General features: G+C 41.0%; 19 protein-coding genes and 7 pseudogenes. 8 read left to right on the top strand and 18 right to left on the bottom strand.

The window, feature by feature from the left end:
- Positions 1-16: 16 nt before the first annotated feature.
- The 7 genes from CDO33_RS03865 to CDO33_RS03835 form a co-directional block, all read right to left on the bottom strand.
- Positions 17-1,654 (bottom strand): putative polysaccharide biosynthesis protein, encoded by a 1,638-nt coding sequence (locus tag CDO33_RS03865; RefSeq protein ID WP_103082511.1) that lies wholly within the window; start codon positions 1,652-1,654, stop codon positions 17-19.
- Between the two features lie 99 nt (positions 1,655-1,753).
- Positions 1,754-3,586 carry an AMP-dependent synthetase/ligase gene (locus tag CDO33_RS03860; RefSeq protein ID WP_103082512.1) on the bottom strand — a complete coding sequence of 611 codons (1,833 nt, stop codon included), beginning with the start codon at positions 3,584-3,586 and terminating at the stop codon, positions 1,754-1,756.
- Positions 3,587-3,954: 368 nt separating this feature from the next.
- On the bottom strand, positions 3,955-5,100 hold the full coding sequence (locus CDO33_RS03855; protein WP_103082513.1) for an ABC transporter permease: 1,146 nt from the start codon (positions 5,098-5,100) through the stop codon (positions 3,955-3,957).
- A 1-nt stretch (position 5,101) separates the two neighbouring features.
- On the bottom strand, positions 5,102-6,232 hold the full coding sequence (locus tag CDO33_RS03850) for an ABC transporter permease (protein WP_242973399.1): 1,131 nt from the start codon (positions 6,230-6,232) through the stop codon (positions 5,102-5,104).
- A 67-nt stretch (positions 6,233-6,299) separates the two neighbouring features.
- Positions 6,300-7,238 (bottom strand): ABC transporter ATP-binding protein, encoded by a 939-nt coding sequence (locus tag CDO33_RS03845; protein WP_103082514.1) that lies wholly within the window; start codon positions 7,236-7,238, stop codon positions 6,300-6,302.
- Positions 7,239-7,543: 305 nt separating this feature from the next.
- Positions 7,544-8,179: a response regulator gene (locus tag CDO33_RS03840; protein ID WP_103082515.1), complete on the bottom strand. Its 636-nt coding sequence runs from the start codon at positions 8,177-8,179 to the stop codon at positions 7,544-7,546.
- Complete coding sequence (locus tag CDO33_RS03835; protein ID WP_161496577.1) at positions 8,169-9,287, bottom strand: sensor histidine kinase; 1,119 nt, start codon at positions 9,285-9,287, stop codon at positions 8,169-8,171. The genes CDO33_RS03840 and CDO33_RS03835 overlap by 11 nt, the downstream gene beginning before the upstream one ends.
- Positions 9,288-9,636: 349 nt before the next feature.
- On the opposite strand from CDO33_RS03835, the gene CDO33_RS03830 reads away from it, so the two are divergent.
- On the top strand, positions 9,637-11,277 hold the full coding sequence (locus CDO33_RS03830) for a DEAD/DEAH box helicase (protein WP_103082517.1): 1,641 nt from the start codon (positions 9,637-9,639) through the stop codon (positions 11,275-11,277).
- Positions 11,278-11,333: 56 nt separating this feature from the next.
- On the opposite strand, the pseudogene CDO33_RS03825 reads toward CDO33_RS03830, so the two are convergent.
- The 7 genes and pseudogenes from CDO33_RS03825 to tnpA form a co-directional block, all read right to left on the bottom strand.
- Positions 11,334-12,696: pseudogene (locus tag CDO33_RS03825) on the bottom strand (IS1182 family transposase).
- Positions 12,697-13,366: 670 nt separating this feature from the next.
- Positions 13,367-13,651 (bottom strand): hypothetical protein, encoded by a 285-nt coding sequence (locus CDO33_RS03820; RefSeq protein WP_103082518.1) that lies wholly within the window; start codon positions 13,649-13,651, stop codon positions 13,367-13,369.
- Positions 13,651-13,866, bottom strand: coding sequence for a transposase domain-containing protein (locus CDO33_RS21210; protein ID WP_242973943.1), 216 nt, complete (start codon positions 13,864-13,866; stop codon positions 13,651-13,653). Before CDO33_RS21210 ends, CDO33_RS03820 begins: the two co-directional genes overlap by 1 nt.
- Positions 13,852-14,609, bottom strand: a pseudogene (tnpC, locus tag CDO33_RS21205) (IS66 family transposase); the annotation flags it as partial. The pseudogene tnpC and the gene CDO33_RS21210, both read right to left, overlap by 15 nt.
- Positions 14,610-14,636: 27 nt before the next feature.
- Entirely contained in the window at positions 14,637-15,251 is a 615-nt protein-coding gene (locus tag CDO33_RS21200; protein WP_242974841.1) for an IS66 family transposase zinc-finger binding domain-containing protein, read from the bottom strand.
- 64 nt (positions 15,252-15,315) lie between these two features.
- Positions 15,316-15,669 carry an IS66 family insertion sequence element accessory protein TnpB gene (gene tnpB / locus CDO33_RS03810; protein WP_103082519.1) on the bottom strand — a complete coding sequence of 118 codons (354 nt, stop codon included), beginning with the start codon at positions 15,667-15,669 and terminating at the stop codon, positions 15,316-15,318.
- Positions 15,666-16,019 (bottom strand): IS66 family insertion sequence element accessory protein TnpA, encoded by a 354-nt coding sequence (gene tnpA / locus CDO33_RS03805; RefSeq protein ID WP_103082520.1) that lies wholly within the window; start codon positions 16,017-16,019, stop codon positions 15,666-15,668. Before tnpA ends, tnpB begins: the two co-directional genes overlap by 4 nt.
- 857 nt (positions 16,020-16,876) lie before the next feature.
- On the opposite strand from tnpA, the gene CDO33_RS03800 reads away from it, so the two are divergent.
- From CDO33_RS03800 to istB, 4 genes are all read left to right on the top strand, one after another.
- Positions 16,877-18,082, top strand: coding sequence for an ISL3 family transposase (locus tag CDO33_RS03800; RefSeq protein ID WP_103082521.1), 1,206 nt, complete (start codon positions 16,877-16,879; stop codon positions 18,080-18,082).
- A gap of 457 nt (positions 18,083-18,539) precedes the next feature.
- Positions 18,540-19,298 (top strand): hypothetical protein, encoded by a 759-nt coding sequence (locus CDO33_RS03795; protein WP_103082522.1) that lies wholly within the window; start codon positions 18,540-18,542, stop codon positions 19,296-19,298.
- Positions 19,299-19,521: 223 nt separating this feature from the next.
- A complete protein-coding gene (gene istA, locus CDO33_RS03790; protein WP_103083304.1) occupies positions 19,522-21,027 on the top strand; it encodes an IS21 family transposase in 1,506 nt (501 codons plus the stop codon).
- The gene (gene istB / locus CDO33_RS03785; RefSeq protein WP_103083303.1) at positions 21,020-21,745 is read left to right on the top strand and encodes an IS21-like element helper ATPase IstB; all 726 of its coding nucleotides are present in this window, start codon (positions 21,020-21,022) and stop codon (positions 21,743-21,745) included. The genes istA (CDO33_RS03790) and istB overlap by 8 nt, the downstream gene beginning before the upstream one ends.
- A 342-nt stretch (positions 21,746-22,087) precedes the next feature.
- Here istB and CDO33_RS03780 read toward each other — a convergent pair.
- Positions 22,088-23,282, bottom strand: a pseudogene (locus tag CDO33_RS03780) (IS256 family transposase).
- Between the two features lie 405 nt (positions 23,283-23,687).
- Between CDO33_RS03780 and CDO33_RS21195 the strand changes: the two are divergent.
- Both CDO33_RS21195 and CDO33_RS03770 read left to right on the top strand, forming a co-directional pair.
- A complete protein-coding gene (locus CDO33_RS21195; protein WP_242973862.1) occupies positions 23,688-23,834 on the top strand; it encodes a helix-turn-helix domain-containing protein in 147 nt (48 codons plus the stop codon).
- Positions 23,792-24,121, top strand: a pseudogene (locus CDO33_RS03770) (transposase); the annotation flags it as partial. The gene CDO33_RS21195 and the pseudogene CDO33_RS03770, both read left to right, overlap by 43 nt.
- Positions 24,122-24,246: 125 nt before the next feature.
- Here CDO33_RS03770 and CDO33_RS03765 read toward each other — a convergent pair.
- Both CDO33_RS03765 and istA (CDO33_RS03760) read right to left on the bottom strand, forming a co-directional pair.
- Positions 24,247-24,497: pseudogene (locus CDO33_RS03765) on the bottom strand (ATP-binding protein); the annotation flags it as partial.
- Positions 24,494-25,391: pseudogene (istA, locus tag CDO33_RS03760) on the bottom strand (IS21 family transposase); the annotation flags it as partial. The pseudogenes CDO33_RS03765 and istA (CDO33_RS03760), both read right to left, overlap by 4 nt.
- Before the next feature lie 113 nt (positions 25,392-25,504).
- Here istA (CDO33_RS03760) and CDO33_RS03755 point away from each other — a divergent pair.
- Positions 25,505-25,618: pseudogene (locus tag CDO33_RS03755) on the top strand (IS3 family transposase); the annotation flags it as partial.
- 202 nt (positions 25,619-25,820) lie between these two features.
- Here CDO33_RS03755 and CDO33_RS20740 read toward each other — a convergent pair.
- Positions 25,821-25,997 (bottom strand): hypothetical protein, encoded by a 177-nt coding sequence (locus tag CDO33_RS20740; protein WP_161496458.1) that lies wholly within the window; start codon positions 25,995-25,997, stop codon positions 25,821-25,823.
- Positions 25,998-26,056 lie beyond the last annotated feature (59 nt).

Here is a 26,056-nt window from a genome sequence, read left to right as displayed (position 1 = left end):
CAAGCACCTTACTCCTCTACTGAATGTATTTGAGCACGCTCTCCGGCAAACGTGCGGCAATCCTTCCGGGAAGCATGTCAAGCTCTTCCCGGGACAGCCCTTTCAGCGCCAGCAAAACAGCGGCATATATTAATGCTCCGGTTGCAATTGACACCAATGTTGCCAAAGCATTTGCCAGATACGCGTTTTTCAGGAAGAAAAGAGCACCAGCAAATATCCGGTATAGGGCATATACCCCTGCGCCCATCACTCCGGCTGCCGCTGCAGGCTTTAACGCAAGCCCGGGAAGCCTTGTCCTTATCTTTAGCCTTTTTCTTATCAGCATGCCGTTTAGTGCAATAGGAATGCAGTAGCTCACAACACTGCCTATTATTGCACCGTTTATATTTATCTCCGGTATCCCAATGAGAATATAATTGGTTACGATCTTGCCTATTATGCCCAAAACCAGGTTGAAGGTCACCGGATAAAACTTTCCTGATCCCTGAAGGATGGAAGTCTGTATCTGAACAATGGCCATAAGTATGACGGCAGCAGAGCCGTACATCATAAGATATGATCCCTGACCATACCTAAGCAGCCTGTAGATGGGGCCGCTCAGAACTGAAAAACCCACTGCGGAAGGTATGGTAACCATGAAACACAGCCTGAAAGCAAAATCCACCCTGCTCTTTACCAACCTTTTATTCCTCAATGCTACAGCTGCGGATACAGCCGGCAGGATGGTGGAACCAAGGGACGCCACTACGGCTATGGGCGCATTCAAAAGCTGCTGGTATTTATATAGAAAACTGTACATCTCACTGGCCGTCTCGTCGGCAAAGCCTGCGGCTAAAAGCCTGGCTTTGGTTACCGACACATCAATCAGGTTGCCTGTATATTGAAGCCCGATGGAAAGAGCGATGGGCACACTATAGGCGATGATCCTTTTTACCAGTTGGGAATAGGAGTATCTTTCCGTTTTTTTGAACCTATACTCCGAAGGTATGCGCATTTTTCCCCTGTTGTTGTGGTACCAGACGAGAAAAACGGCAGCAGCCAAAGCCCCCAGCGAAGTTCCCACGGTACCACCGGCACATGCGGCTTCTACCCCAAACCTTAAAAAGGCCGCCGCAAACACCAGCGTGAATATGGTATTCACCACCTGCTCAATAATCTGGGATACAGCGGTAGGCGTCATATTGCCCCTGCCCTGGAAGTATCCCCTGTATGCCGAGGCTACGGATGTAAAGAGCAATGTGGGAGACAATGCCAGTATCGCCATATGGGATTTTTCATAATGCATCATTCTGGATATGGGATAGGCCGTAAAAAACATGACTGCAGCCATGACCACACCTATGACCAGCAGCAGAAATCTGGCTATTTTAAAGCTTCTCACAGCATCCTTGTAATTTCCGACGGCAATAAGCTCGGAAACCAGTTTTGACAATGCTACAGGCATTCCGGAGTTGGATATGGCGTATATCAGGACATATACCTGATATGCCGCGGCATATATGCCGTTGCCCTCCTCTCCTATAATAGAGAGCAAAAAAGGAATATATAGTAAAGACAGCAGCTTTACTATAATTCCCGCCGCCGACAACACTGCAAAACCTTTTGCCACTGACTGCTCTTCTGTATGCTCTTTCTGCACCGACTGTTCTCTCATACCCATCCTCATATATCCAAAATTTCTCTTTGCTCGCCTATGAAATAATAATATGACAAAATATAAATTATATCAACAGTCAGATGCCTTGTTTTATCTTCATACCAGTGTTTCGAGGTATCTTCCGGAAGCTTTCCTCATATCCATGCCGGCCTTATTCAGAATACTCACAGTTTTCTCCAGCTCCATCGGCCTTTTTATCTTTAAGGTGGTGGTTTTTACAAGATCCTCCCTGGTCATCACAAAATAGCGTATGATCTTATACTTGGGGATGTTTTTATTGATATCCCTGATGGCTTTTTCCAGGATATCCGCCAGCTCCTTCTCCGATGGTACCGTTCCTTTTTCTTTCATCAGCTTTTCATCGTCGATCACCAGCTTTGCGCATACCTGAATATCTCCGTCAGGAGCTTTGTTGCCCCATACAAACGAATCCTTCACGCCCGGTATGTTGTTCAGCAGCACCTCATACTCCTCCGGAAATGCCTTTTTGCCGTTGTTCAGCACTATCATCGACTTTGCCCGGCCTGTTATTCTTATGAAGCCTTCTTCGTCTATGCTTCCCAGATCGCCGGTTCTGAACCATCCCTCTGGATCTATGGCTTCCTTTGTAGCTTCCGGATCCTCATAATACCCCAGCATCACGTTTTTACCGCGCACCAGTATTTCTCCCATTCCGTTTTCATCCGGAGAATCTATTGCCACTTCAATTCCCCTCAGAGGATATCCTATTGTGCCCGGTTTGTTGACAAAATCGTTATTGGCCGATACCACCGGCGATGTCTCGGTAAGTCCGTATCCCTGAATCAGCTTCAGCCCGATCCTGTCAAAACCCTTTATCACCTCCGGGTCCAGCGGAGCTGCTCCGGAAACGGCCAATCTGAGTCCAGGTCCAATCTTTTCCAGCACGCTGGAAAACAATTTTCTTCTGATATCTATGCCTATAGCCCTCAGGAATTCGGATATTTTCACCAGGAATGCAAACTGTCTGGCTTTTCCTGACTTTTCTATGCCTTCCTGCAGCTTTTTGTACATCATCTCCAGGATGGCGGGCACAGCCACCAACAGCGTTACCCTGTACTCCTTCAAGTTTTGCGCAACATGCCTTATACCTTCGCTGTATGCTATGCACACACCGCTGTATACCATGAACAAAAGCCCTATGGTGTTTTCAAAGGTATGATGGAGCGGCAGCAGTGAAAGATGAACATCGCCAGGCATTGCTTTTATGGCTGATGCAACGGCCATTATGTTGGAAACTATATTGGTGTGGGACAGCATTACGCCCTTTGACATGCTCGTAGTCCCGGAAGTAAAAAGCAGCACCGACATGCCTTCCCTGTCTATGGGGGCATCGACGAAGGATCTGTCGCCGGAATCCAGCAGCTTCCTTCCCTTTCTTATCATATCCGGAAGATTTAAAAACTTTCCACCTTCTTCTTCCGGCATTTTCTCCATGCATATGAAATATTTCAGCCGGGAGTTTGTTTTTGAAAGCTCCTTCATTATATCGTGAAAAGCAGGGCTGTAGAATATCGCTTCCACCTTTCCCCTTTCCACCAGGTTCTCCACCTCTATCTTGGGCAGGTATTTATCCAAAGGTACAGCCACCCCTGTACCGTTCACAATGGAAAAATAGCAAAGTCCCCATTCATATCTGTTTTCACTGAGTATGGCGATCCGCGCGTTCTTTAATCCTAATGAGGCAAGGGCCGTACCGAGGCAGTCAATTTCCCCGTTCAGTTCCTCATAAGTCTTTCCGATTATTTTCCCGTTTCCGTCTTTAAACTTGAAACCTATGGCAGAGCCATATATCCTTGCGCTTTCCTTAACCAGCTCTCTGAGGTCTTTTATCTCCCGGGTTTCATAGTATCCCAACCCTTTAACCACTCTTCTGCCCTTATCCACCGACATTTCAATTCCTTTATTCATACCATCAGCCTCTCGTTTATAAAATCTCCAATTAAATATTACCTAATATTATTACCTGGTATTAATTATATTCCAACTCTTTTAAAAATACAACCATGGGGATAACTTTTTATTTAAAAAAGTGTTCTTGTGGATTCATATTTATTCCTGCTCCTCCACGAGGATTAATATTCATTCCATATAAAAAGCAGCAGGTAAGCCGATATGTTACCTGCTGCGTTGAGGAACGCCCCTTGATATGGCGTAACTTTTTATATGATTTAAGAATGAATTCTGCTAATAATGGATACATTGATTGTTATATGCTTAAAATTCTTCCGGAACAACAATCATCCATTTCAATTAGCTCATTTCAAACCAATCTGGTTTTACACAAACTTTCTTATATCGTCGCTGGTGCCGAACTTATATGCTGAAATTGCAAAGAATGCCGCAGCAAAGGCCAGCATTACCACAAGGTTCATCATCACTTCCCCAAAGGCTGTGCCTTTTTGAAGTTTGTCCACCATATCCAAAGCCCATCTCGGAGGCATAAACCAGGATATCTTCTGCATAATATCCGGCATGTATTCCACTGGCCAGTAGCAGCCGCTCAGCATGCACATGGGAGTGATGACCAGGGTGGACAGGGTACTGACCTGATATGAAGATGTGCTGAAGGCCACTATCATGGTGCCAATTCCTATGGCCACCAGACCGAAGCAGCCCAGTATGATAAACATCTGCCAGTCCGGAACATAGGTATTGACGCGGAGCCCCCATCTCATCACCATCAGGGTTATGAATATCTGCACCATCACTATCAAAATGCTGGCAATGACATTGGCGAATATATACGTTTTTGAGCTTACCGGGGATGAGCATATCCTAAAGTAAGTCCTGTTTCGTTTTTCTCGCAGTATCAGCTCCGAGGTCATACCCGTTCCCAGCATGACAAACATAATGAGAAAGCCTAAGGTCTGTATGGTCATAAGCCTGTTGTTGGCCTGGTCATCAACCTTGTCAACCCTCAATTTCAGGCCTTTATTGCTGAAGCCTTCATATAATTTGTCAAAGACATCCTTTTTTCCTCCGGCTGCTCTTGCAAGGTTGTAGAGGTTTTCGGCATACAGTTTTACAGAAGTTTCTATCCATGCCGTAGTATCCTTTCCTTTGAGAGAAACAATCTCAACTTTTTTTGGCAATCCGGCTGCAAAGCTGTCGGAAAAGCCTTCCGGGAAAACCACCAGGCAGCTTATCGAACCATCCAATAGGAGCTTGTCGGCTTCTTCCACATCCACATCCTTCAGCTTGAAATTTTCGATCCTTCTGAAGGATTCTATCATGTCGGCAGACAAAACGCCTCTGTCTTTATTGGCTATTCCTATATGCACCGTACTGGTTCCCGTGTTGGCATAAAGACCAATGGATGCAAATATTCCAATGATGGGTAAAATCAGATATATCACAAAATTGCCTTTTTTTCTGAAAGTAACCTTTAGAGTATTGACAGTGAGCAGAAGGATTTTTCTCATCTTATACCGCCTCCTTTCTGTATGCCAGGGATGAAACCGTTATGAATATGACCGCAATAACAAGGTTTATTGCAATTGCCACCGGTACATGGGAAAAATCATTGCTGTACACGACATTGAAAATAGCCATGTTCATCCACCTTATCGGTGAAATTACCGATATCTTTTGCAAGAATTCTCCCAACACTTCAAAAGGTACATATCCCCCTCCGAAGAAAACAAATATGGGAATTACGGTATTCAGTATTGACGAAGATGCCGCTTCATTCCTGACGGTAAAGGCGATACCGACTCCGACGCTGACTGCCATTATCGCCTCGGAAATTATAACCGCAATTATCGGCCAGATATTGGCACCCCAATAGGCATTTAAAACAAACCTGCTGAACACCAGCACTAGGAAACCCTGTATTATGGTAACTATAATGCTTCCCATGACCTTGGCCGTAAGAATTTCGCTTTTATGCACCGGACTGCACAATATCCTGTTGCCGGTCTTGAGATTCTGTTCATTCTTAACGCTCCAATAGCCGGTCATGGCAGAATAGAACAGTATCATTGTAAGCATGGTGACCGAATAGTAGTCCATTGAGCTGGGTTGCCGCTCCCTATCCAGCGATTTCAATTCCAACAAATCAATTTCCGGATCTTCCATCACTGTTTCCAGCATAGCTGGGTTTTCTGCGGCCACCACAGATATTGCGTTATATTTTCCCACAAAAGAATGAAGTATTATTTCCACCAGGTTTGCCTCAAAATAATACCGGTCGTTTTTATACAATATGATTTCCTGGGGATCATCTTTAAGGAGCACATAGCACGAATATCCCGCATGTTTTACACTGCCGATTCCCGCTTCTATATCATCCGTCTCCTCAAACTCTATTCCCAGTTCCCCGGCATGCTCCATGAAGCTTTCGAACCCGGCGGCAAGCTCTTTTCCCGCCTGATTTGTATACAATACCTTTGCCACGTCAAGCTCCGTGTCTTTACCAAACATCGTGGACAGGGCCGTCCCCAGGATTACGATCAGGACTATAGGAAAAAGCACCATCATGGCATTCCCTTTGGTCTCCCGCAAATTTTGCAGCAATTCTTTTTTGAATATTTTTAACATATTGTTGATGTTCATTTTTCACACCTCATATATAAATCCAACTATTTCCCCACTGCTTTATCACGAAATTAACGTTGTCTCGTCAATCTCTGAGCTTCCTTCCCGTAAGGGTAAGGAACACGGTTTCCAGATCGGGGGTCTTGCTTTCTATGTTTCTAATGGGTATGTTGTTTTTGGTAAAGTAGAGGATTATTTTATCCAGATTGCTCACATCCCTTGAGCTGCTGATTTTCACGGTATTTTCCTCAATATCAACGCTTGAAACTCCATATATCTCCTTAAGCTGTTCTTTGTCAACTTTTTCCACAGGACCGGAAACTGTAATCCATACGGAGTTTTTATCGGTAATGATGGATTTGAGTTCCTCATTGGTGCCCTCGGCTATAACCTTCCCATGATCCATTATGGCAATCCGGGTGCAGATTTCTTCCACTTCCTCCATGTAATGACTGGTATAAATGATGGTGGAGCCCATGCTGTTCAGCATTTTAACCGACTGGAGTATGTGGTTCCTGGACTGGGGATCAATCCCCACCGTAGGCTCATCCATAATTATAAGCTTCGGTTTGTGGGCTATGGCACATGCGATATTGAGCCTTCTTTTCATGCCTCCTGAAAATCCCTTAGGAAAACTTTTGGCTTTATCCTTAAGCCCTGTGAATTCCAGCGCTTCCTCCGCCTGCCTTTTCAGCTCACTTCCCTTTAAGCCATAAAGGCCTGCAAAAAACATTACGTTTTCCATGCAGGTCAGGTCCTCATATATGGCGATATCCTGAGGTACTATCCCAATATTTTTCTTTGTCTCATTGGAATTCTTTTTAACATCCTTGTCCATAACCAGGATTTTACCCTTATCCATGGACACCAGGCCGGTTATCATGTTTATGGTTGTGCTCTTTCCAGCCCCGTTGGGACCCAGCAATCCGAATATCTCACCTTCTTCGATTTCCAGGCTGATATTGTCCACAGCGATGATATCGCCGTATTTTTTGGTAAGCTCGCTAATTTTAACTACTTTCATGAACATCCCTTCCTAACGTTTATTTTAGTTGGTAACACAAAATATCAATTCTAGCCGTTGGTTGCCCTTGATAAAACGTAAGGGCATGACATTATGCATTTAGATATTAATACATTTAACACTTAAATCTTCAATGCCGGTTTCGATATTCCGGCCGATAACCAGGCTGTAAGCTCCCTTCCGGCTCTTGGCAGCGCCATTTTACTTCGGCACAGAAAACCTTTTACAAAACAATATATAAAAAAAGCGACCTCTCCGTAAGTACAAAAGGTCACCTTAATGATATGACAAAAGTCATGTTGAATTTATGATATTTTCCCACCGTTAAGATAATAAATGGCTATCTGCGTTCTATGCTCCAGTCCTGTCTTGTTCAACAGGGAGGTGATGTGATTTTTTACGGTGCCTTCGGATATATGAAGCTGGGAAGCTATCTCCCGGTTTGACAGCCCCTTCGATATGAGCTGCATAATCTCCATCTCCCGCTCCGAAAAGCATCCGGCATCGATTTTCCCTTTATCGCTCCGGCCAAGTCCGTCCCTGATCTTGTCCAGCACCACATCCTGCATTACCGTTCCACCTTCGTGCACCAGCTTTAACGCATCCTTCATCCTCTCCGGCGGAGTATTTTTTAAAAGATATCCCCTTATGCCGTTCTTAATACCATTCACTATGAATTCATCATCATCAAAAGTGGTCAGAATCACAGGCCTGGCCGATGTGCGTTCCACTATTTCCTTGGCTGCTTGCAGCCCGTTCATCACAGGCATTCTCACATCCAGAAGCGCAATGTCCACCGGCTCCTTGAGGCAGAATTCCACAGCCTGGAGGCCGTTTTCCACACAGCCTGCCACATCAAATCTTTCGTCCATTTCAAGTATAATTTTCAAGCCTTCCCTTACCAAAGCATCGTCATCAGCGATCAATATTTTAATTCCCATTTGAACCTCCCTCTATCGGTAAAATGGTAATTATGGAAAAACCTTTGGAACCGTCAATTATAACTTTTCCCCCTATGCTGCCGCTTCTTTCCTCAATTCCTTTCAGTCCCAGTCCTTTTTTTATGTTTAATGCTCCCCTTCCATTGTCCCTCACTTCCGCTTTGATGATCTTGTTCAACACATCAACCCTTACGGATACGGCTGTACATTTCGAGTGTTTGACAGCATTGGTCAGGGCCTCGACCGTATTGTCGGTAATGGCCTTCCATTGCATATGGGTTATACAGCCCAAGTTTCCTGAATAAGTAAGGCTTGTTCTAATCCCGTTATTAAAAGTGAACTCATCCAGGAGGGATTTCAACCGGTTAATGCCCAGCTGCTCCGCCGGAGGCTTGATGTTGTGCAAGGTGGCCCGGATATTTTCCATTCCCTCTCTCAATATATTAATGACATTGCGCATTATGCCCTTTGACCTCTCCTTATCCTTATCCACAAGCAGCATAGCAGCCTCCAGCTGTATGAGGCTCCCGGAAATAGCGTGCCCCACCTTGTCATGTATCTCCTGGGCAATGCTGTTTCTTTCTTCCAATTGGGAAAGGTATTTTACCTGCTTCTGAAATTCTTCCGTCTTGTCTATCTCCCTGTACAGATCATCAATTTTCTCCCTTAGCCCGTCATTTTGAAGTGACAACTGCCTTATCCTGTCGGAAGCCTTATAGGCAACAATATCCAGTGCAAAACCCAACAGCAAAATCAACGTATACTCTGCCATGATATTGGACGGCATCGCCAAATAGGGTAATAGGGCGACGGCAGCAAGACGCATGTCATTCAAGGTTATATGAATAATGTCGAAAATGCCCATGGGGATAAAAAGGACAAAAAGCATATTGATATTAAAAAAACAGTAAACCAGCAAAGCCGTTGATGCAAAGGCCATCAAGAGCTTAAGCACGGCAGGCTTCAGCACATAATAGAGCATATTTAATATAATGTGGACGAGGATGAAGAATATAACACCGGCCTTGTTTCCCATCCCGCTTTCCACGTATTTTATGCAGCAATATAAAAGTATGCCGAACTTGCTTATAATAATCCAGTTTTCCATCGGTTTGCTTCTCCCGTGACCTGCCATCCTAGGGGAATTTTATACCAGGGATAATTCAATGTCAACTTCCGTCTTCAGATCAACTATGTACATTTGGCAATTTTCGTCCCCAGTATTCTCCCGCGGCAATAATACATCCTGTTGTTATGCCGTAAAAATGGCCTCATGCCATTGGGCTTCTAATTTGCTGCAGCTATAGTGGTGGATTTTAAAAAATCACGCATAAAAGCAAATTTCGTTTCTAGGCATCAATATCGGATTTTCACGGTGAAACCATTACTAAATGGTTTCATCGGTGGAATAATAAATATTATCAGCATAAAATTTGAAGTAAGAAGAGGATATTAACATGGAGGATACAATTTTTAAAGACTTAAACATATCTGAAGAAATATTAAAGGCAGTCACCGACATGGGATTTGAGGAGCTTACCCCCATCCAGTCGCTGGCCATACCCCACATACTTGAAGGAAAAGATGTCCTGGGCCAGGCTCAGACCGGCACGGGAAAGACATGCGCCTTTGGCATACCGGCCATAGAAATGGTAGATGCCGGGAGCGAGGAAGTCCAGGTTTTGATCATTTGTCCGACGCGCGAACTGGCCATACAGATATCTGAAGAACTAAAGCATGTATCCAAATATAAAAGCAATATTGGCATACTGCCTATTTACGGAGGTCAGCCCATCGACCGCCAGATATACGCCCTGAAGAAAAAACCCCAGATAATAATCGGCACCCCCGGTCGCATCATGGATCACCTGCGAAGAAAAACACTCAAGCTTGCAGGCTTAAAGATGGTAATCCTTGACGAAGCGGATGAAATGTTGAACATGGGCTTTCGTGAAGATATTGACACCATCCTGGAAAAAGTGCCGGAAGAAAAGCAGATCGTGCTCTTTTCCGCCACGATGCCGAAAGAGATACTGGAGCTCACCAAAAAGTACCAAAAGGAACCTGTGTATGTTAAAGCAACCCATAAGGAGCTGACGGTGCCAAGCATTGAGCAGTATTACCTGGAAGTAAGCGAAGCCTCCAAGCTGGAAGTGCTGTCCCGGCTTATAGATACGAATGACATCAATTTAGCCCTGGTTTTTTGCAATACAAAAAAGCGCGTAGATGAAGTAGCGTCAAGCCTTCAGACCAGGGGATATTCCGCCGAAGCCCTTCATGGAGATATGAGGCAGGAGCAGCGGGACAGGGTTATGAATAAATTCAGGAAAGGCAAAATAGATATCCTGATTGCAACGGATGTCGCTGCCCGGGGTATAGATGTTGATGATGTGGAAGCGGTATTTAACTATGACATACCCAATGATGAAGAATATTATGTACACCGGATCGGAAGGACAGGCAGGGCCGGAAAAACAGGCAAGGCCTTCTCCTTTGTCGTAGGCCGGGAAATATACAAGCTTAAAGACATCAAAAGATACACGAAGTCCAATATAGTTTTTATGAAACCCCCCACCCTGATGGATGTTGAGGAGAAAAAAACTGCCGCTATTCTGGATAAAGTGAAGGAAACCCTCCATGAAGGGGATCTTTCCAGATATGCAGCTTATATAAATAATGTGTTGGAGGAAGCCAATTCCCATGATGGGAGCGATACCAGTTATATTACCTCTATGGAGATAGCAGCGGCGCTTCTCAAAATGCTTTCAGCACAAAACAGCACTTCGTCCGATCTTTCCCCCGAAATAGATGATGTAGATGCCGGTGCCGAGAAGGGCATGGTAAGACTGTTTATAAACATCGGCAGAGAAAACAAAATTCAGCCCCGGCACATAGTTGAGAGCATTGCTTCCAGCACAAGCCTCCCGGGTAAGCTTATAGGCGCTATCGACATTTATGACAGGTATACTTTTGTGGAGGTTCCGGCGGAATATGCCGCAGAAGTCCTGGAATCCATGAAGAATAACACCGTCAGGGGAAAGAGGATAAACATCGAGAGATCCAGCAGGAAAAGGGTGACGGGAAGAAAGAAGGCTTAAGCCTTCTTTCAGATTATTGACTAACCTCCAAGTTACCAACATGGAGGTTTTTACTTTTATTTACATATATATTGGTGTGATATGTAATAACTATTCTCGTTAAACAGCAATTTTGAAAAATATGGATAATTAAGGAATGCAAACATATTTACTTTATAAGAAAACCTCCTATCTGATACCATTGCTATCTTCTTTATATTCTGAGCAACTGCCGTTAGTAGGCATTGTTCACTTACTTTAGATAATCCACGCAAACGACAATAGCGAAGTCCATGCAGTTCTTTTGAATCTGCAAAACTTCGCTCAATGGTTTCTTTTTTTATATATTCTTTTTCCCTTTTCCGTCTTGGTAAAGGCATATACCTGATCTTTATACTCTTCCCAAATATGGCGATATACTATTCTTCGATCATTTTTCCCTATAAGACATCTATCTTTTTTATCGCAGTTTTGACAATGCTCAGGATTACTTACATACTCTCTATTTCCGGCTCTTGTAGTAGTTTTATATTCTAGTGCTCTTAAATTAGGACATACACATATATCTAGTTCCTTAACATATTGAAAATTATATTTATGATATTTACCTTTCGTATGGGGGCCAAGTCGTGAACCGATGACCCCTTGTATTTTTCTATCTGCAAATCCTTTACATATAACATTTGTGAAATAGCCTACATCTGCTCCAGTATACTTTACATCAAAATGAAATTTCTCAATTTGCCTGTCAAGCCTGTCAAGATAAGGGTCAACATCATTAACATTCCCAGGAGTAACAAAAACACCGGTAATGATATTGTATTTTATATCTACTGTTCTATGATCAAGATAAAAAAACCCCTTGGGTTTTCCGTCCCTGACCATATAACCACTTTCAGAATCTGTTGTGCTGATTTTAGTTTTTACTAGTTCAGGTTGATGGTCTTTTTTTGTTGGTCTTTTCTCATGTTTTTCACGATCCTCATCTACAGCCTTATCAAGTTCTTCTACATATTCTTTTACTGATCTCTCTACTTGTTGCTCAATGAATTTTCTTTTATTTGCATTTGCCTTTAAATGAGTAGAATCAGTGTACAGAACTTTTCCACTGATAAGTTTGTGCTCCATAGCTTGAAGAACTATATTATCAAATATTTGCTGGAAAATATCTGTCCCATTAAATCTACGTCTCCTATTTTGACTAATAATAGTAGAAGCATCAATGATTTTATCTGTAAAACCATAGCCTAAGAACCATCTATATGCTAAGTTTACTTGTACTTCTCTTACAATTTGTTTTTCGGACCTTATTCCAAACAGGTATCCCAGAAGAAGCATCTTTACAGTTATTTTCGGATCAACAGCCGGTCTACTATTATCATGGCAGTAAAGGTCTTTTACCAAATCATCTATGAATGAAAAATCTATATATTTACCTATTTTTCTTAAAATATGGTCTTGTGGAACTAAGCTATCTATACTAACAAACTCATACAACATTTTTATCTCTAATATTAAGCATTAAAAAATCCCCTTTCGAGGATTTATTGTACTATATGTTATTTAATTTTTCTTTGGTAATTACATGAAACAGGCTGCTGTCATTTTATGTATGTCAGCAGCCTGAAAGAAGGCTTAAGCCTTCTTTTTTTGCCTTATATGGACATGCCGTGGATAGCCCGTCAAACAAGTATACAAAACAGCTTACTAGTTACTCTCATACAGTCATCAATAATAACACTTTTGCATTGGAGCAGTTCAAAAAAATACTATCCAACAAGCTGCAGTAGTATCGGAAAAATTTCCAATCCCTTCTAAAGTAAAAGATATGCAACCATAACATTTACGTCCCAACTTAGGAATTATTGGTAAAGCGACTAACAATGTCAGCAGTAACACTACTAACTGCTCCTACCTGAGATTTAAATCTATACTTAGAGTAAAATCAACATAAGCAAATTTAATCATAACAACCCATAGAATGAACAGTAGCGGGGTACTGACTTAAAGTTAGAGAATAATGACTCTGAAAGTAGCAAAAAAGTGTATTCAAAAGAACATCAAAAATAGCATTACAGCGTAAGCGTCAAACACTGTTAGACATGTACTTTTAAATTATGTCAGGCTTCTTTCTTCCCAACCACTCATCAAAAGCATTGGAGATTTCAGCCCTAAACTCTTCATCTGACAGACCAAGATCAGTTCCGCGCTCATATGCCCGGTCTATGGTATAAGCAAACTTGTCCGCTAATCTGGCGTTCTCAAGCTCCATATGGGGAAAGTGCTCTATCACGTAGGCAGAGTAATCCAAATCAAAAAAATAACGCTCTATTTCACCATTTACGAAATCCGAGATAAAATCAATCATAAACGCCGTATGTTTTCCAACTTTCATCAGTCTTCCTCCCATGCATATTTTTCAGGCTCTGTTCCTTTTGACCTCGGTATAAACACCTTCTGTGGCATTTTCTCACTGCCTGGCAAAAAATCTTCGATCACCGATACATAGCCCGGTTTTCCAAGGTTGGGGGCGTGAGTAAATATCCATGTCAAATATTCAAACGGGTTCAAACCGTTTTCTCTTGCAGTTTCAACAAGACTGTAATACACCGCGCTGGCCCTCGCCCCGCTTGGCGTGTTGGAAAAAAGCCAGTTCTTACGCCCAATCACAAAAGGCTTAATACTGCGCTCCGCACGGTTGTTCGATATTTCCAAACGTCCATCCAGCAGATACCGTTCAAGATATTTGCGCTGGGACTTTGCGTAATACGCCGCTTTGCCAAGAAGGGTATTGGGCAGCGCATTCAAGTGTTCAATCCAGTCGTAAAATTCATCTATCAGAATCCTGGACTGCCGTTCACGTTTTTTAATCCGGTTTTCAGGGGTCAACAAAGCGAACTGTTTCTCAAAATGGAACAGTTTATCGCAATATGCGACTCCCTTTGCCGCATTGGAATTCGCTTGCTTGTCCTTTGGAAGAGTTTTCAATGCATCAAAAAGTTTCCGCCGCAGGTGCGCCCAGCAACCGACAACAGTGATGTTTTCAGGCAGCTTGTGATACCCCTCATAACCGTCGGTGTGGAGATACCCCGAAAAACCTTTCAGAAATTCCTCCGGGCGTGTATGCTTCCTGTCGGGTTGATAGTCATAAAGTATAATCTGTGCTTTGCCTCCCCGCTTGTACGGAACAGCCACATATAACTCTTTGACTGTGCTGTCTTTCCCGGTTCTTTCAGCACCTGCAAAACTGTCTCGTCCGCATGCAGCACCTCATGCTCGCACAGTCGCCGCTTCATTTCCTCGTATATCGGTTCCAGCCAGTTCTCACAGGCTTTAATGAGCCAGTTTGACATGGTCTGCCGTGAAAGTAGGATGCCATTTTACTTCCATTCTTGCTCCTGCCGGTATAATGGCGATGCCATCATAAACTTCTGTGACGCAATATGGGCAATCGTTTCCGGAGAAGCAAATCCGCCTTTTATGACAGGTTCAGGCATGTCCGCCTTCACAATGGGTGTGTGTTCGGAAGTCTCCTCGCAATTCCGGCACGAATAAACATGCCGTACATGCCGTACAATCACCGCTTTTGCAGGAATAATCTTTAGTTCCTCACGGGTTTCCCTGCCCATTGTATGCAACTCGCCGCCACAGTCCGGACAAACACGCTCAGTTTCCGGCAACTCGTGCTCAATTACTTCGACAGGCAGATCCTCCGGCAACTTGTCTGTCGTCAGGCGGGTCCTCTTTCGGTAATGCGTCTTCACCTTTGTCAATAATGGCTCAGATGCTGTCAAATCAGCGGTCGCTTCCGCTTCGTTAAAAAGGCTCATTTGGAGGGCGTTGGTTTGCTCGCTTGATGCGCCAAATTGATTATGCTTCGCAAGACGGATTTGCGCCATGAACCATTGAACTTGTTGCTCTAGTTCAGCAATCCTGCGGTCCTTTTCTTCAATTATGCTAAGCAGTTTTTCTGCGGAAATTTCTTGTGTACTCATATGATAATATTACCATAAAATCCAGCATTTCGGCACATTTAGAATAGTATTTTTATATTGTTTTTTATGAAATTTGCCGTTCGAAGACTTCCTTCCGTCCAAGCTTTTTTTCCAGCCTGGCACCGTCAATCAGACAGGTTAATTCATCCACATCCAGAATCATTGTGGTGGAGTTCCCATCTGATGGCCAGCGAAAACGCCCACGCTCCAGACGCTTAAAGTACAGCCAGAACCCGTCTCCGTCCCATTCGAGGATTTTAAGCCTGTTCCGGTTTCGGTTACAGAACACAAACAATGCGTCCGCAAACGGGTCAAGGGAGAAACTCTCCTGCACAAGCGTCATCAGACCATTTATGGATTTCCTCATATCCGTGAATCCGCAGCAAAGATATACAGGTTTGTCATTCCATCTTATCATAGCGTTCTCAGCACCCGGCAGACTTTTTTCAGCAGTTCAGGATCCGTATCATCATTCACAGTGATATGACAGCCGTTGATTTCAATGTTTAACGATTCTTTCGTGTGTTGCGCCTGTTTCGGTGTAAGCTGCATCCATCCGCTCGGCACAATATTCCTGGGTTCTTCCGTCTTTGAAAGCTCTTTACAAGCCGCCTCCCGCAACTTCTTCTGCCAGTAAAAATATGAATTTCTGCTTATCCCATTCGCCAGGCAAAAGTCTTTGACACTTTGCCCACTGTCAAGCCGGGCTTGTATCACTTGCGCCCATTGAGACAATCGGTACTCTGATGTTACTTTTTGTGTATCCATACAATCACTCCGTTTCTGGTTGAAAAAGTTTGCTTACTTTTTCAACTTTTTCAACCGTATTCATAGTGATTGTACTGCATTCGCAACTGTTACACTATGTGAGTTTTTCTTTGACGCTTACATTACAGCTTTATAACTAATATAAATTTGTAAGTATGATAATTCAGTATTTAGGTTATCCAACTCGAACAAGGTTGTATGACTGGATTGCTAAGCGAGATTTACCACCAAAAACTATTATACCTATAGCATACAAAAAATTCAGATCTTCATGAAGTTGTCCATCTGACTTATATATTCTTTCTGAACATAATTTATAAGCAGCATTACCTGATGGAATCTTTATATATTTCGTTGAGTTTCCGATACAATATGAATAGCAATAGGATGCGACACTCTTCTTACCTAACTCTTCTTACCTATATGGATATTCCTTCCTATATGGAAGTTGTCAATGAGATTGTTAAATTAGATATATATGACAGCAATGTTTCTATTTGTTAAACACTGTAAAGAATGTGCGATAAGTTTAACATGGAACGAATTGACATATAATACAAATTAATGTACAATAGCTATAAGAACAAATATTCGAACCAAATATTGATATATATTATAATCAATTACTGGATTTTATTATTACCAAATCTTGTATAGCTAAAATCTGTTAATTGGACAATAAGCAAATTGTAGCAATTGGAATTTGATTATTTATTTAGATTCAACGCTGAATTTTGTAGCACATTGACAATTCCATAAAGTACCTTGGCAAAGTGCTGGTAAAAAGGGTACAAAAAATCCGATGCACCGTTTATTCTGAAATATGCTACAAATCAAAACAAGGTGGTGATCGGATTTTGAAAACCAACTATGATTTTATAAAAAACATGATTGGTTTGCAAGGGATAGAGATAATCTCTACCAATGTAAATAATGGCATATTTCAGGTGTTTGCAACATCCTCATATAGCTTTGCCATATGTCCCAGGTGTAAGAGACTAACTCAAGAGATTCATGACAGTCGCTGGCAGACTATAAAACACTTGCCTATCTGGGGAATGCCCACGGAAATCGTACTACAGAAAAGAAGATTCATATGTTCCTGTGACATGGAGCATCCCTTCGATGAGCAGTTTGACTTTCTACGCAAGTATCAGCGGCAGACCATACCCTTTGAGAAGTATGTTTTCACGCTCTCTCATAAAAACACAATAAAGAATGCTTCAGAGATCGCTGATATCAGTGAGTGCAAGTGCCAAAGGATATATAACCACCATGCCGACTCGTTGCTGGAAGCCAGAGAACCTGAATCCTTAAGACTTTTGGGCATTGATGACATCGCCCGAAAGAAAGGCCACAACTACAATACTGTAGTATATAACCAGGAAACAGGCAATATTGTTGCTTTATTCACCGGTAGAAAGAAGGAAGATGTCGTCACTTATCTCAAGGGATGGCCTGAAGAGGTAAGGGCTAAGATTGAAGCAGTATCCATGGATATGAGTCGCAGTTACTGCCAATCTATCCTTGACTGTTTCCCCAATGCCAAACCTGTAGTTGACCGCTTCCACCTGGCACAAAACTTTCATAAGTGCGTGGATGATGCAAGGAAACACATTCAAAATCATATCCGGAAACATGGCAACAAGGATGAGGTATTCAAGATCCGCTGGGCTCTTCTAAAACATGTAGAAGACCTAAAGAGAGAAGAGGCCCTGCTGTTGATTCTGGCTTGTAATAAGTATCCTGTAATTGAGCAGTTGCATTACCTCAAAGAAGAGTTCAGGGAGTTTTTTAATCTTGAAACTAAACAAGAGACAATTGCATTTATTGCATATTTCAAGGACCTTGCTGCAGAGTATGGTATTCCGGAACTTGAAACTTTCTGCAAGACTTTGGACAACTGGTTGCCATACATCCTTAACTACTACGATTACCGGATATCCAACGGTCTCACCGAGGGTAACAACCATAAGGTGAAGAACATAAAACGAAGAGGCTATGGATACCGGAATGACAGCAACTTCAATCTAAGGGTCAAACTCGAGTTTGAATGTTCCTAAATATTTAGATGTCAAGGTGCAGTGGGGATAGTGTAATCTGTTGGATTACCTGATTTATCCCTAATTTGATAACCTGTGTTACATAGGAGTTCTTCGGAATCACAGGAAAACTTGTGTTTCCAACTCCGTGGTAAATATATCAATTTATTACAAACATGCATTATGTTGACTGGGTGATGCTACCATCATCCACAACATTTAATGTTGAATCTTTATTTATAATAAAAAATAATGAAAGGAGTGGACAAGCATGCAATATATAAGAGCACCTGTTAAAAGAAAAGGCTCTCAATATCCTAATATCTTGGTCCGTTAGAAATATATAAAAGGATATCAAGAACCCTATGTAATTATCATACATCAAACACTACTCAAAGGCAATACTGGAATGTGTAAAATATAAGTATCAGTAAAATATCATTATAAAAATAAAAAAGATGAAAGGAATGAATGTTATATGTCTAAATCTAAGAAGATAGTTTCAGTTATACTGTCTTGCATATTCATTTTTTCAATCAACATTACTAGTTTCGCATCAGAAATCATAGAAAAAAATTACTATTCTCTAGATGGATTGAATCAAGTTATTGATAATAGTGATTTAGATCAAAATGAAAAAGATCAGATAAGAGCTTTAATTCAAAAATATGATTTGAAAATGATCGATATAAGTGACTTACCTGATAATGTCGAAACAGTAACAGCTAATACAACTGCAGATATAGAAAAACTGATTTTAGAAGGAAAGCAAATAGCTACTTCGATTAGTACTGCTATTAAAAATAATTTTTCATTAAATGAAATTACTTCAGAATCTTCAATTATTTCTAATGAAAGTGACATCATAACTCCATTAGCTGCCAATCCAGTTACTGTGAATGGATCATATACTAATAGTGCATATATTGGATTTGATTATTATCTAAACTTAACTGCATATTATACTTTCAAACATTATCCTGATTATCCGCAAAATAACTACTTCTTAAGCGTTACTGGTGCATCTTCTTACTTATCTGGTATACACCCACTTGTTGGCTGGACTCAAACTTCGGCATCGGGATATGTTTTAGGCGGTGGTAAAGGCATACATGCTGAATGTACAGGAACTTGGGATACTTATATAGTAGTTCCTGGTATAGGTGTAGTCTTAATAAGTTCAACTCCAGACTCTTGGTATTGGGATGCATATTTCACACCAGTGTGTGTATTGTAAAATAAAAGTACAGCAAGTTGCCACGTAAAAGTGCAGCAGCTTGCCAAACAAATTTGAGAATATTTTACAGTAAATATTAATACAACTTTCACTGCGGTTGATTTCTATCGTCAACGGCAGGCATATTTAGCTATTCATGATTTTGATAGAAGAAAAAAACATTGCCAGCACCCAATTAAAAATAGTACCCTTTAGTTGTCAATGCTAAGGGGGTACGGAAAGGATGCTAACAATGGCTGATATTAAGTATATCAAAGATTTATCGGATAAGAAAGGCTTATCCTTACGAGAAATTTCAAGAATAACCGGTTTTAACTTCAGAACTGTCCAGAAATATGTGGATAAGGATGATTGGTCAAAACCATTAACCAGAAAAAAGAACAGCAAAAGTGTACTTGACTCATTTGCAAAAACTATTGATGAATGGCTGGAAGCCGATTTAAAGGCACCAAGGAAACAGAGACATACAGCCAAAAGAATATATAATCGGCTTAGTAAGTTATACAAAGATGAATTTACTGTATCATATCGAACTGTTGCCAGATATGTAGCAGAAAAGAAACGAAAACTATATGGAAGCAATGAAAGCTATATCCCGCTTTATCATCCTGCCGGGGAGGCGCAGTTAGACTTTGGAATGGCAGAATTTGTGGAAAACGGGATTCGATATGAAGGCTGCTATGTGGCCATGTCTTTCCCATACAGCAATGGCGGTTACATACAGGCCTATAAGGGAACCAACATTGAATGCCTGCTCCAGGGTATGCAAAATATATTCAATCACATGGGACGAGTTCCCACCTGTATATGGTTTGATAACGATAAGGCTGTTGTAAAGAAGATATTGACTAACGGTGAGAGGGAAGTTACAGACGCATTCAACAGATTTCGACTGCATTATGGTTTTGAGAGTAATTTCTGCAATCCCGACAGTGGGCATGAAAAAGGGCATGTGGAAAACAAGGTAGGCTATTCAAGAAGAAATATGCTGGTTCCGGTGCCGGAATTCAAAGACCTTCAAGAATTTAATAAGAACCTGCTGATCGAATGTGATGAAGATATGCATCGTAAGCACTACTTAAAAGATATCCTCATTAAAACTCTGTTTGAACAGGATAAGAAAGCAATGAAACCTTTGCCAAAAGCTGAGTATGAGATCTACCGTCTTGAGAAAGTGAAGTCCGATAAATACGGGAAAGTGAACTTTGAAAACAGAAAATACTCTGCCAGTCCTGAGCATGCTCAAAGGGAGCTTTTTGTGAAAGCCAATGCTTTCAATGTCTGGATTCTTGATGATCAGTATCAGGTTGTTCAATGGCATAACCGATTATATGGAAAACAAAAAGAATCTATGAAATGGGAACCCTATCTGGTACTGATGAGTAACAGACCAAATGCCATAAAATATACCGGCTTTTTTCAGCAGTTGCCCCAAACATTGCAGGAGTACCTTTCTGGCTGTGATTACGAGCAAAAGAAAGCTACCCTAAGAATGCTGAAGAAGATGGTTGCTAACAGTGAGCTTGAAACAGCAGTGGATGCTTTTAACTACTGTGTTCAAAAAGGTATACAAGACTTGGATAGTATATGGGCCCGTTATTACAGTATGGTCTTCGCAAATGCTCCCATACCTGATATTGTTGTGAAAGATGAAATCCCTTGTCTGTCATATGAGGTGAATAACTCAATCTACGACGACCTGCTTGAGAGGGGGCTTCCTCATGCATGAACTAATTGCTGCCTACTGTAACACTCTAAAACTTGGCTCAAGAATTGCCAAGAATTATTCGCAGATTGAGGCCGAGACCCATGAGGAATTTCTTGCTAAGCTTTTGGCTATGGAAATAGAGGCCAGAGAACTCAATCGTAAAAATGCCCTGCTGAAGCAAGCGCAATTTGATGTCTTGAAAACCTTTGGAGACTTTCGGTTTGAAAAGATGAGTATACCCAATACTATCGATGTAGAAGCTATTAAAACAGCTTCTTTCGTTGACAAAAAGGAAAACCTGATTCTCTATGGATCTGTTGGGCTTGGGAAAACTCACCTGGCTACGGCAATGGGTGTGGAAGCCTGTAACCGTGGGAAAAGGGTAAGGTTTTTCCGCACATCTTCACTTGTTAATCAACTATTGGATGCCAAAGCTGAAGGAAGCCTTAAACGTTTTATGAAGCAATTGAATAAGGCAGATTTGATTATTTGCGATGAATGGGGTTTCATTCCATTTGAAAAAGAGGGAGCGCAACTTTTATTTCAGGTTATATCAGACTGTTACGAACGCAAAAGTCTAATTATTACTACTAATTTAGAATTCAGTAAATGGAACAGTATTTTCTACGATGAAAAGCTAACAAGCGCAATCATTGATAGAATTATTCATCACAGCCACTTAATTGTATTTGAAGGTTCAAGTAATCGTTTAGAGAACTCCTTGATGAAAGTACGATAAAAATTCATACCTTATATTAACAAAATTGGATTGCTTGGGTGCTGCATTTTTCTTGTCATTTTGATGCATTTCTAGTTGACAAAACACACACCAGTGCCATGAATTAATAATGCTATATTTTGAACCTATTTTCTCTCTAGAGGCAATTTGTAAATAAAAAAGTTAATCGGAGCTATTTCAAAATATACTTTTAGATAGCTCCTTTTTTATGTAAAAACATAAAGTACCCTCCAAGTAAGGTAGAATACGTTTGTAAAATCAGTACTGCTACAATGAGACATACCAAAAATTGGTACCATCTAGATTTTTTCGCAAAATCATTTTCCTCTTGGTAGATATTTGTTAGCCGACAGTTAATTGAGAATTCTCAGGATCTATTTCCTCAAGGAGTTTCATGCTCATGTAACGCTTGGTTCTCCAATCCTTACTTGCAACATGTCGTAACCGTGCACAGACCAACATTAAGGCTGAATTCCCATCAGGAAAAGTACCAACTACCTTTGTCTTGCGCTTGATCTCACGGTTAAGCCGTTCGATTACATTATTACTTCTTATTTTAGGCCAATGGGCATAGAGGAATTCCATGTAGGTCAGCGTTTCCTCAATGACTTTTTCTATTTTGTCTGCTGCTTTTTTTAGTTTCATTTCCCTTAGCTTCTGAAACTACCATCTGGGCTTTTTGCCTTGCTGCTTCTTTATTCTCTTGAGCATGTATTGCCTTCAGCATTGCTGCTACGTCTTTCACTTTGGACCGCGGTGTAACTGTAAAAACATTTCGATAGAAGTGTACTGTGCAGCGCTGATACTTTGCATCGGGATAAACCTCATTAATTGCCTCTGGAAGTCCTATACACTTATCTCCTATGAATAGCTGGACTCCAGTTAGTCCTCGCTCCTTTAAACTCTGCAAAAAGGCTAGCCAGCTTGCTTTATCTTCTTTCATTCCTTCAGCGGCACCAATGACTTCTCTGTAGCCTTCTTCGTTTACCGCCATTGCTATGAGAATGGATACATTCTCATATTCGCCACCCCAGTTGCGTTTTAAATAGATTCCATCCAGGTAGACATACGGATATCTATTTTTCAGTGGTCTATTACGCCATGCATCAATATGTACATATACTTTCTTGTTTAGTTCACTGATAGTGCCAGGAGAGACTCTTGTCCCCCAAAGGGCTTCGGTAATATCCTCGACTCGCCGTACCGATACACCCGCCAAGTACATTTCTATTAGAGCTTCTTCCACTGAACTTTCACTCCGACGGTATCGTTCAATTATTGCTGTTTCAAAGGCTATCCCTTTTAATTTAGGCATCTTTAGCCTTGCATTTCCCGAGGTTGTGGTCAGATTTCTTTCATAGTGACCGGATCTATAGCCCTGCCTTTCCGAAGTGCGCTCATAGCGTTCTGCTTTAGTTAGTTCTGCCGCCTCTTGCTCCAATAACTGATTAAGAGTTTCCTCAACACTACTGCGAACTAAATCTTTTAATTCCTGCTTTATTACACCTTCATTTAGTTGTATAATTTTATCTGACATGGTTCGTAACCTCCTTTGGTTGGTTTTTTGTGTAGCAACTTAATTCTACCAAACGGTTACGTCCATGTCTTTTTTTATTGGACTTTTATGAGTTTGCGAAAAATATTATACTTTAGGGGATGCAGACATAAAGTTGGACACTATTGAGATTCGGGAAGGAGTAACAATACGTATATTCAAAAATCAGCGAAAAAAGGCTTTGCAACTTTATGACCAATGTAAATCTGTAAGTAAGGTTATTCAGAAATTGGGATATCCAACTCGAAAAAGACTGTAAGATTGGATTGCCGAGCGTAATTCCCTTCCAAGCAGAAAAGCTCCCAGAAAAAAATATAACAATACTCTGAACATCCTAGACATCCACCTCTTGAACTTAAGCTTGAAGCAATTAAGCGTTGCTTTGAAATGGGCGTGAATGTACAATTAGTATCAGAAGAAATTGGATATAGCAGAGCCAGTATCTATACGTGGCGGAAAAAGTATATCCTGAAAGGAGCTGCTGGACTTATGAATACCAGATTCCAGCCGGAAAGGTATATCTGTCACCTATAGTAGATTGTTTTAACGGAATGCTTCCTGCATGGAGAATAAGCACAACACCGGATGCTCTACTAGTCAACAGTATGTTGGATGATGCAATAAGTACCCTTAATAATAATGAACATCCAATCATCCATACAGATCAAGATTGCCATTATCGATGGCCGGGCTGGATATCTAGAATGGAAAATGCAGGCCTACGCAGATCCATGTCAAAGAAAGGATGTTCACCAGATAATTCAGCTTGTGAAAGATTTTTTGGAAGATTGAAAAATGAAATGTTTTACAATCGTAATTGGGCAGGTCAGGTGTAATTATAGAACAATTTTGTTAATGTCAATCAAAATTTGGGCCAGTTACTGTTCAAAATTAGGCCACGAAGACATTAGAAAAATTAATCTACCTATGCCTGTCTAGAAAAAACTTACTTAAACCTGTAACTTTCCCCGTTTATGTTCAGTATGTGTGCATTATGGGTTAATCGGTCAAGCAAAACGGCTGTCATTTGTTCATCTCCTAACACCTCCGTCCATTTTGGAAATTCCAGATTTGTTGATATGATCAGGCTGCCTCTCCCATATCGGGAGGAACAAACTGGAAGAGCAGTTCAGCTCCTATTTTGCTAAAAGGTACATAGCTTAATTCATCAAGAATTACTAATTGGGGTGCCAGCCATCAAACTTTACTGCCGGTAATGGCCTCAATACAGCCTTTTCTGCTTCCCATTTCGGATTGCTTCAAGAAGCTTTACACATTCGTTATGCAGATATACATTCAGTTCTTCAAAAGAATCAACATCAGGGTAGGGAACAAAAAATTTTCGGACAGCCTCTTTACCTGCATTCTCTACACCACCTTTATTATTCCCTTTTGCCGGACGACAAAAAGTGGTTCAAAAAGGTAATGCGTACGTAAGGCGATGAATTGCTCTTGTTCTTCTCTGTTGCTTCCTACGAGTATTTTCTTTACTGCTGTCTTCAGATTATCGTATGCTATCTTGTACGGTACTCTGTTCATAAACTCAAAGCATTTGATATGCCCATCAAAGAAAGCCTCCTGTTTCCCAAAAGGATATGCTCTTACATAGAAAACACCTGAGCCTCTTAACTTCATTACGAATGCATGTGCTTTGGTCTCCTTGCCCTTAAGATAGAAATATGCTTCTGTCCAGTCTACTTCTGCATAGGCTCCCAATTCAAATTCCAGCGGTAGAAAAGCCTCTCTTGGTTTTTTGTATTCCTTTCTCAGGTAGTCCATTACAGTATTGTATCCGCCTGTGAAACCCTCTTTTTTGAGTATTTCAAATATTTTGGTTCCTGTATGGCGTTTGCTTACGGTGCCTGGTTTTATTGTCTTCTATTATATGCTTAATCAGTGGTATATATGGCTCCAATACCGGATGATTTCTCTCCTTTGTCAACCTGTATTAGGCGGTTTTGATTCTTCCAGCGAAATATATTTTGATATTGTGTCCCTGTGTATTCCTGTCCTTCGGCTTATTTCCCTGATACTTAGGTCTTCCATAAAGTACATTTTTCTGATATCCTCTAATTGTGTCATCTTAATCATATCCTTTCCTCCTATACGATAGTGCCTGCTCAACAAAATCATACAGGAAATTTGATTAAGGTGGCCTATTTTTTGCCGGCATGTGGTACAATTTTAGAGTAGCATTAACACAATTTATAGGAATCCTTAATGAGTATCTTGTATGGTATAATGAAACTAGAATTAAAATATCACTTGGAAATATGAGTCCATTGGAGTACCGACGAAGTCTTGGATTAGCAGTTTGAGCTGTCTAAAATATCGTTCACACCCCCGCCTCAATCGGTCTATTGTCATACTCAAATTTATCAAGACAGCTTTTAGTCTTATAGTTTTTATTTAAAAGTATAATTCGGATGAAATATTTCAATCTTAAGTAAAAAAGAGAGCCGCCCAAAAAAATTACCTTATTTTGAAGCAGCCCCAATAATCTTTGTTGTTGAAAAATATTCACCTTTTATTTTTTTCCAAATAATCATTAAATACTCTTATTCCTAGTCGTGCAAATTTTATAAATACAATTGAACAACCTGTTATTATTAATAAAAAAATAATTAGTAGAATTAAGTTTAAGAGAGGCCAAGCACTTACCCACCAAGGCGCTGCTAAACCAACCAATTCATACAACTTATTCACCTCCTTGTATAATTAATATTGTATTATATCAGTAACCTAAGTCACTGTTC

The sequence above is a fragment of the Clostridium thermosuccinogenes genome, from assembly GCF_002896855.1.
Taxonomy (GTDB): Bacteria; Bacillota; Clostridia; order Acetivibrionales; family DSM-5807; genus Pseudoclostridium; species Pseudoclostridium thermosuccinogenes.
This window is presented reverse-complemented; position numbering and strand designations above follow the sequence as displayed.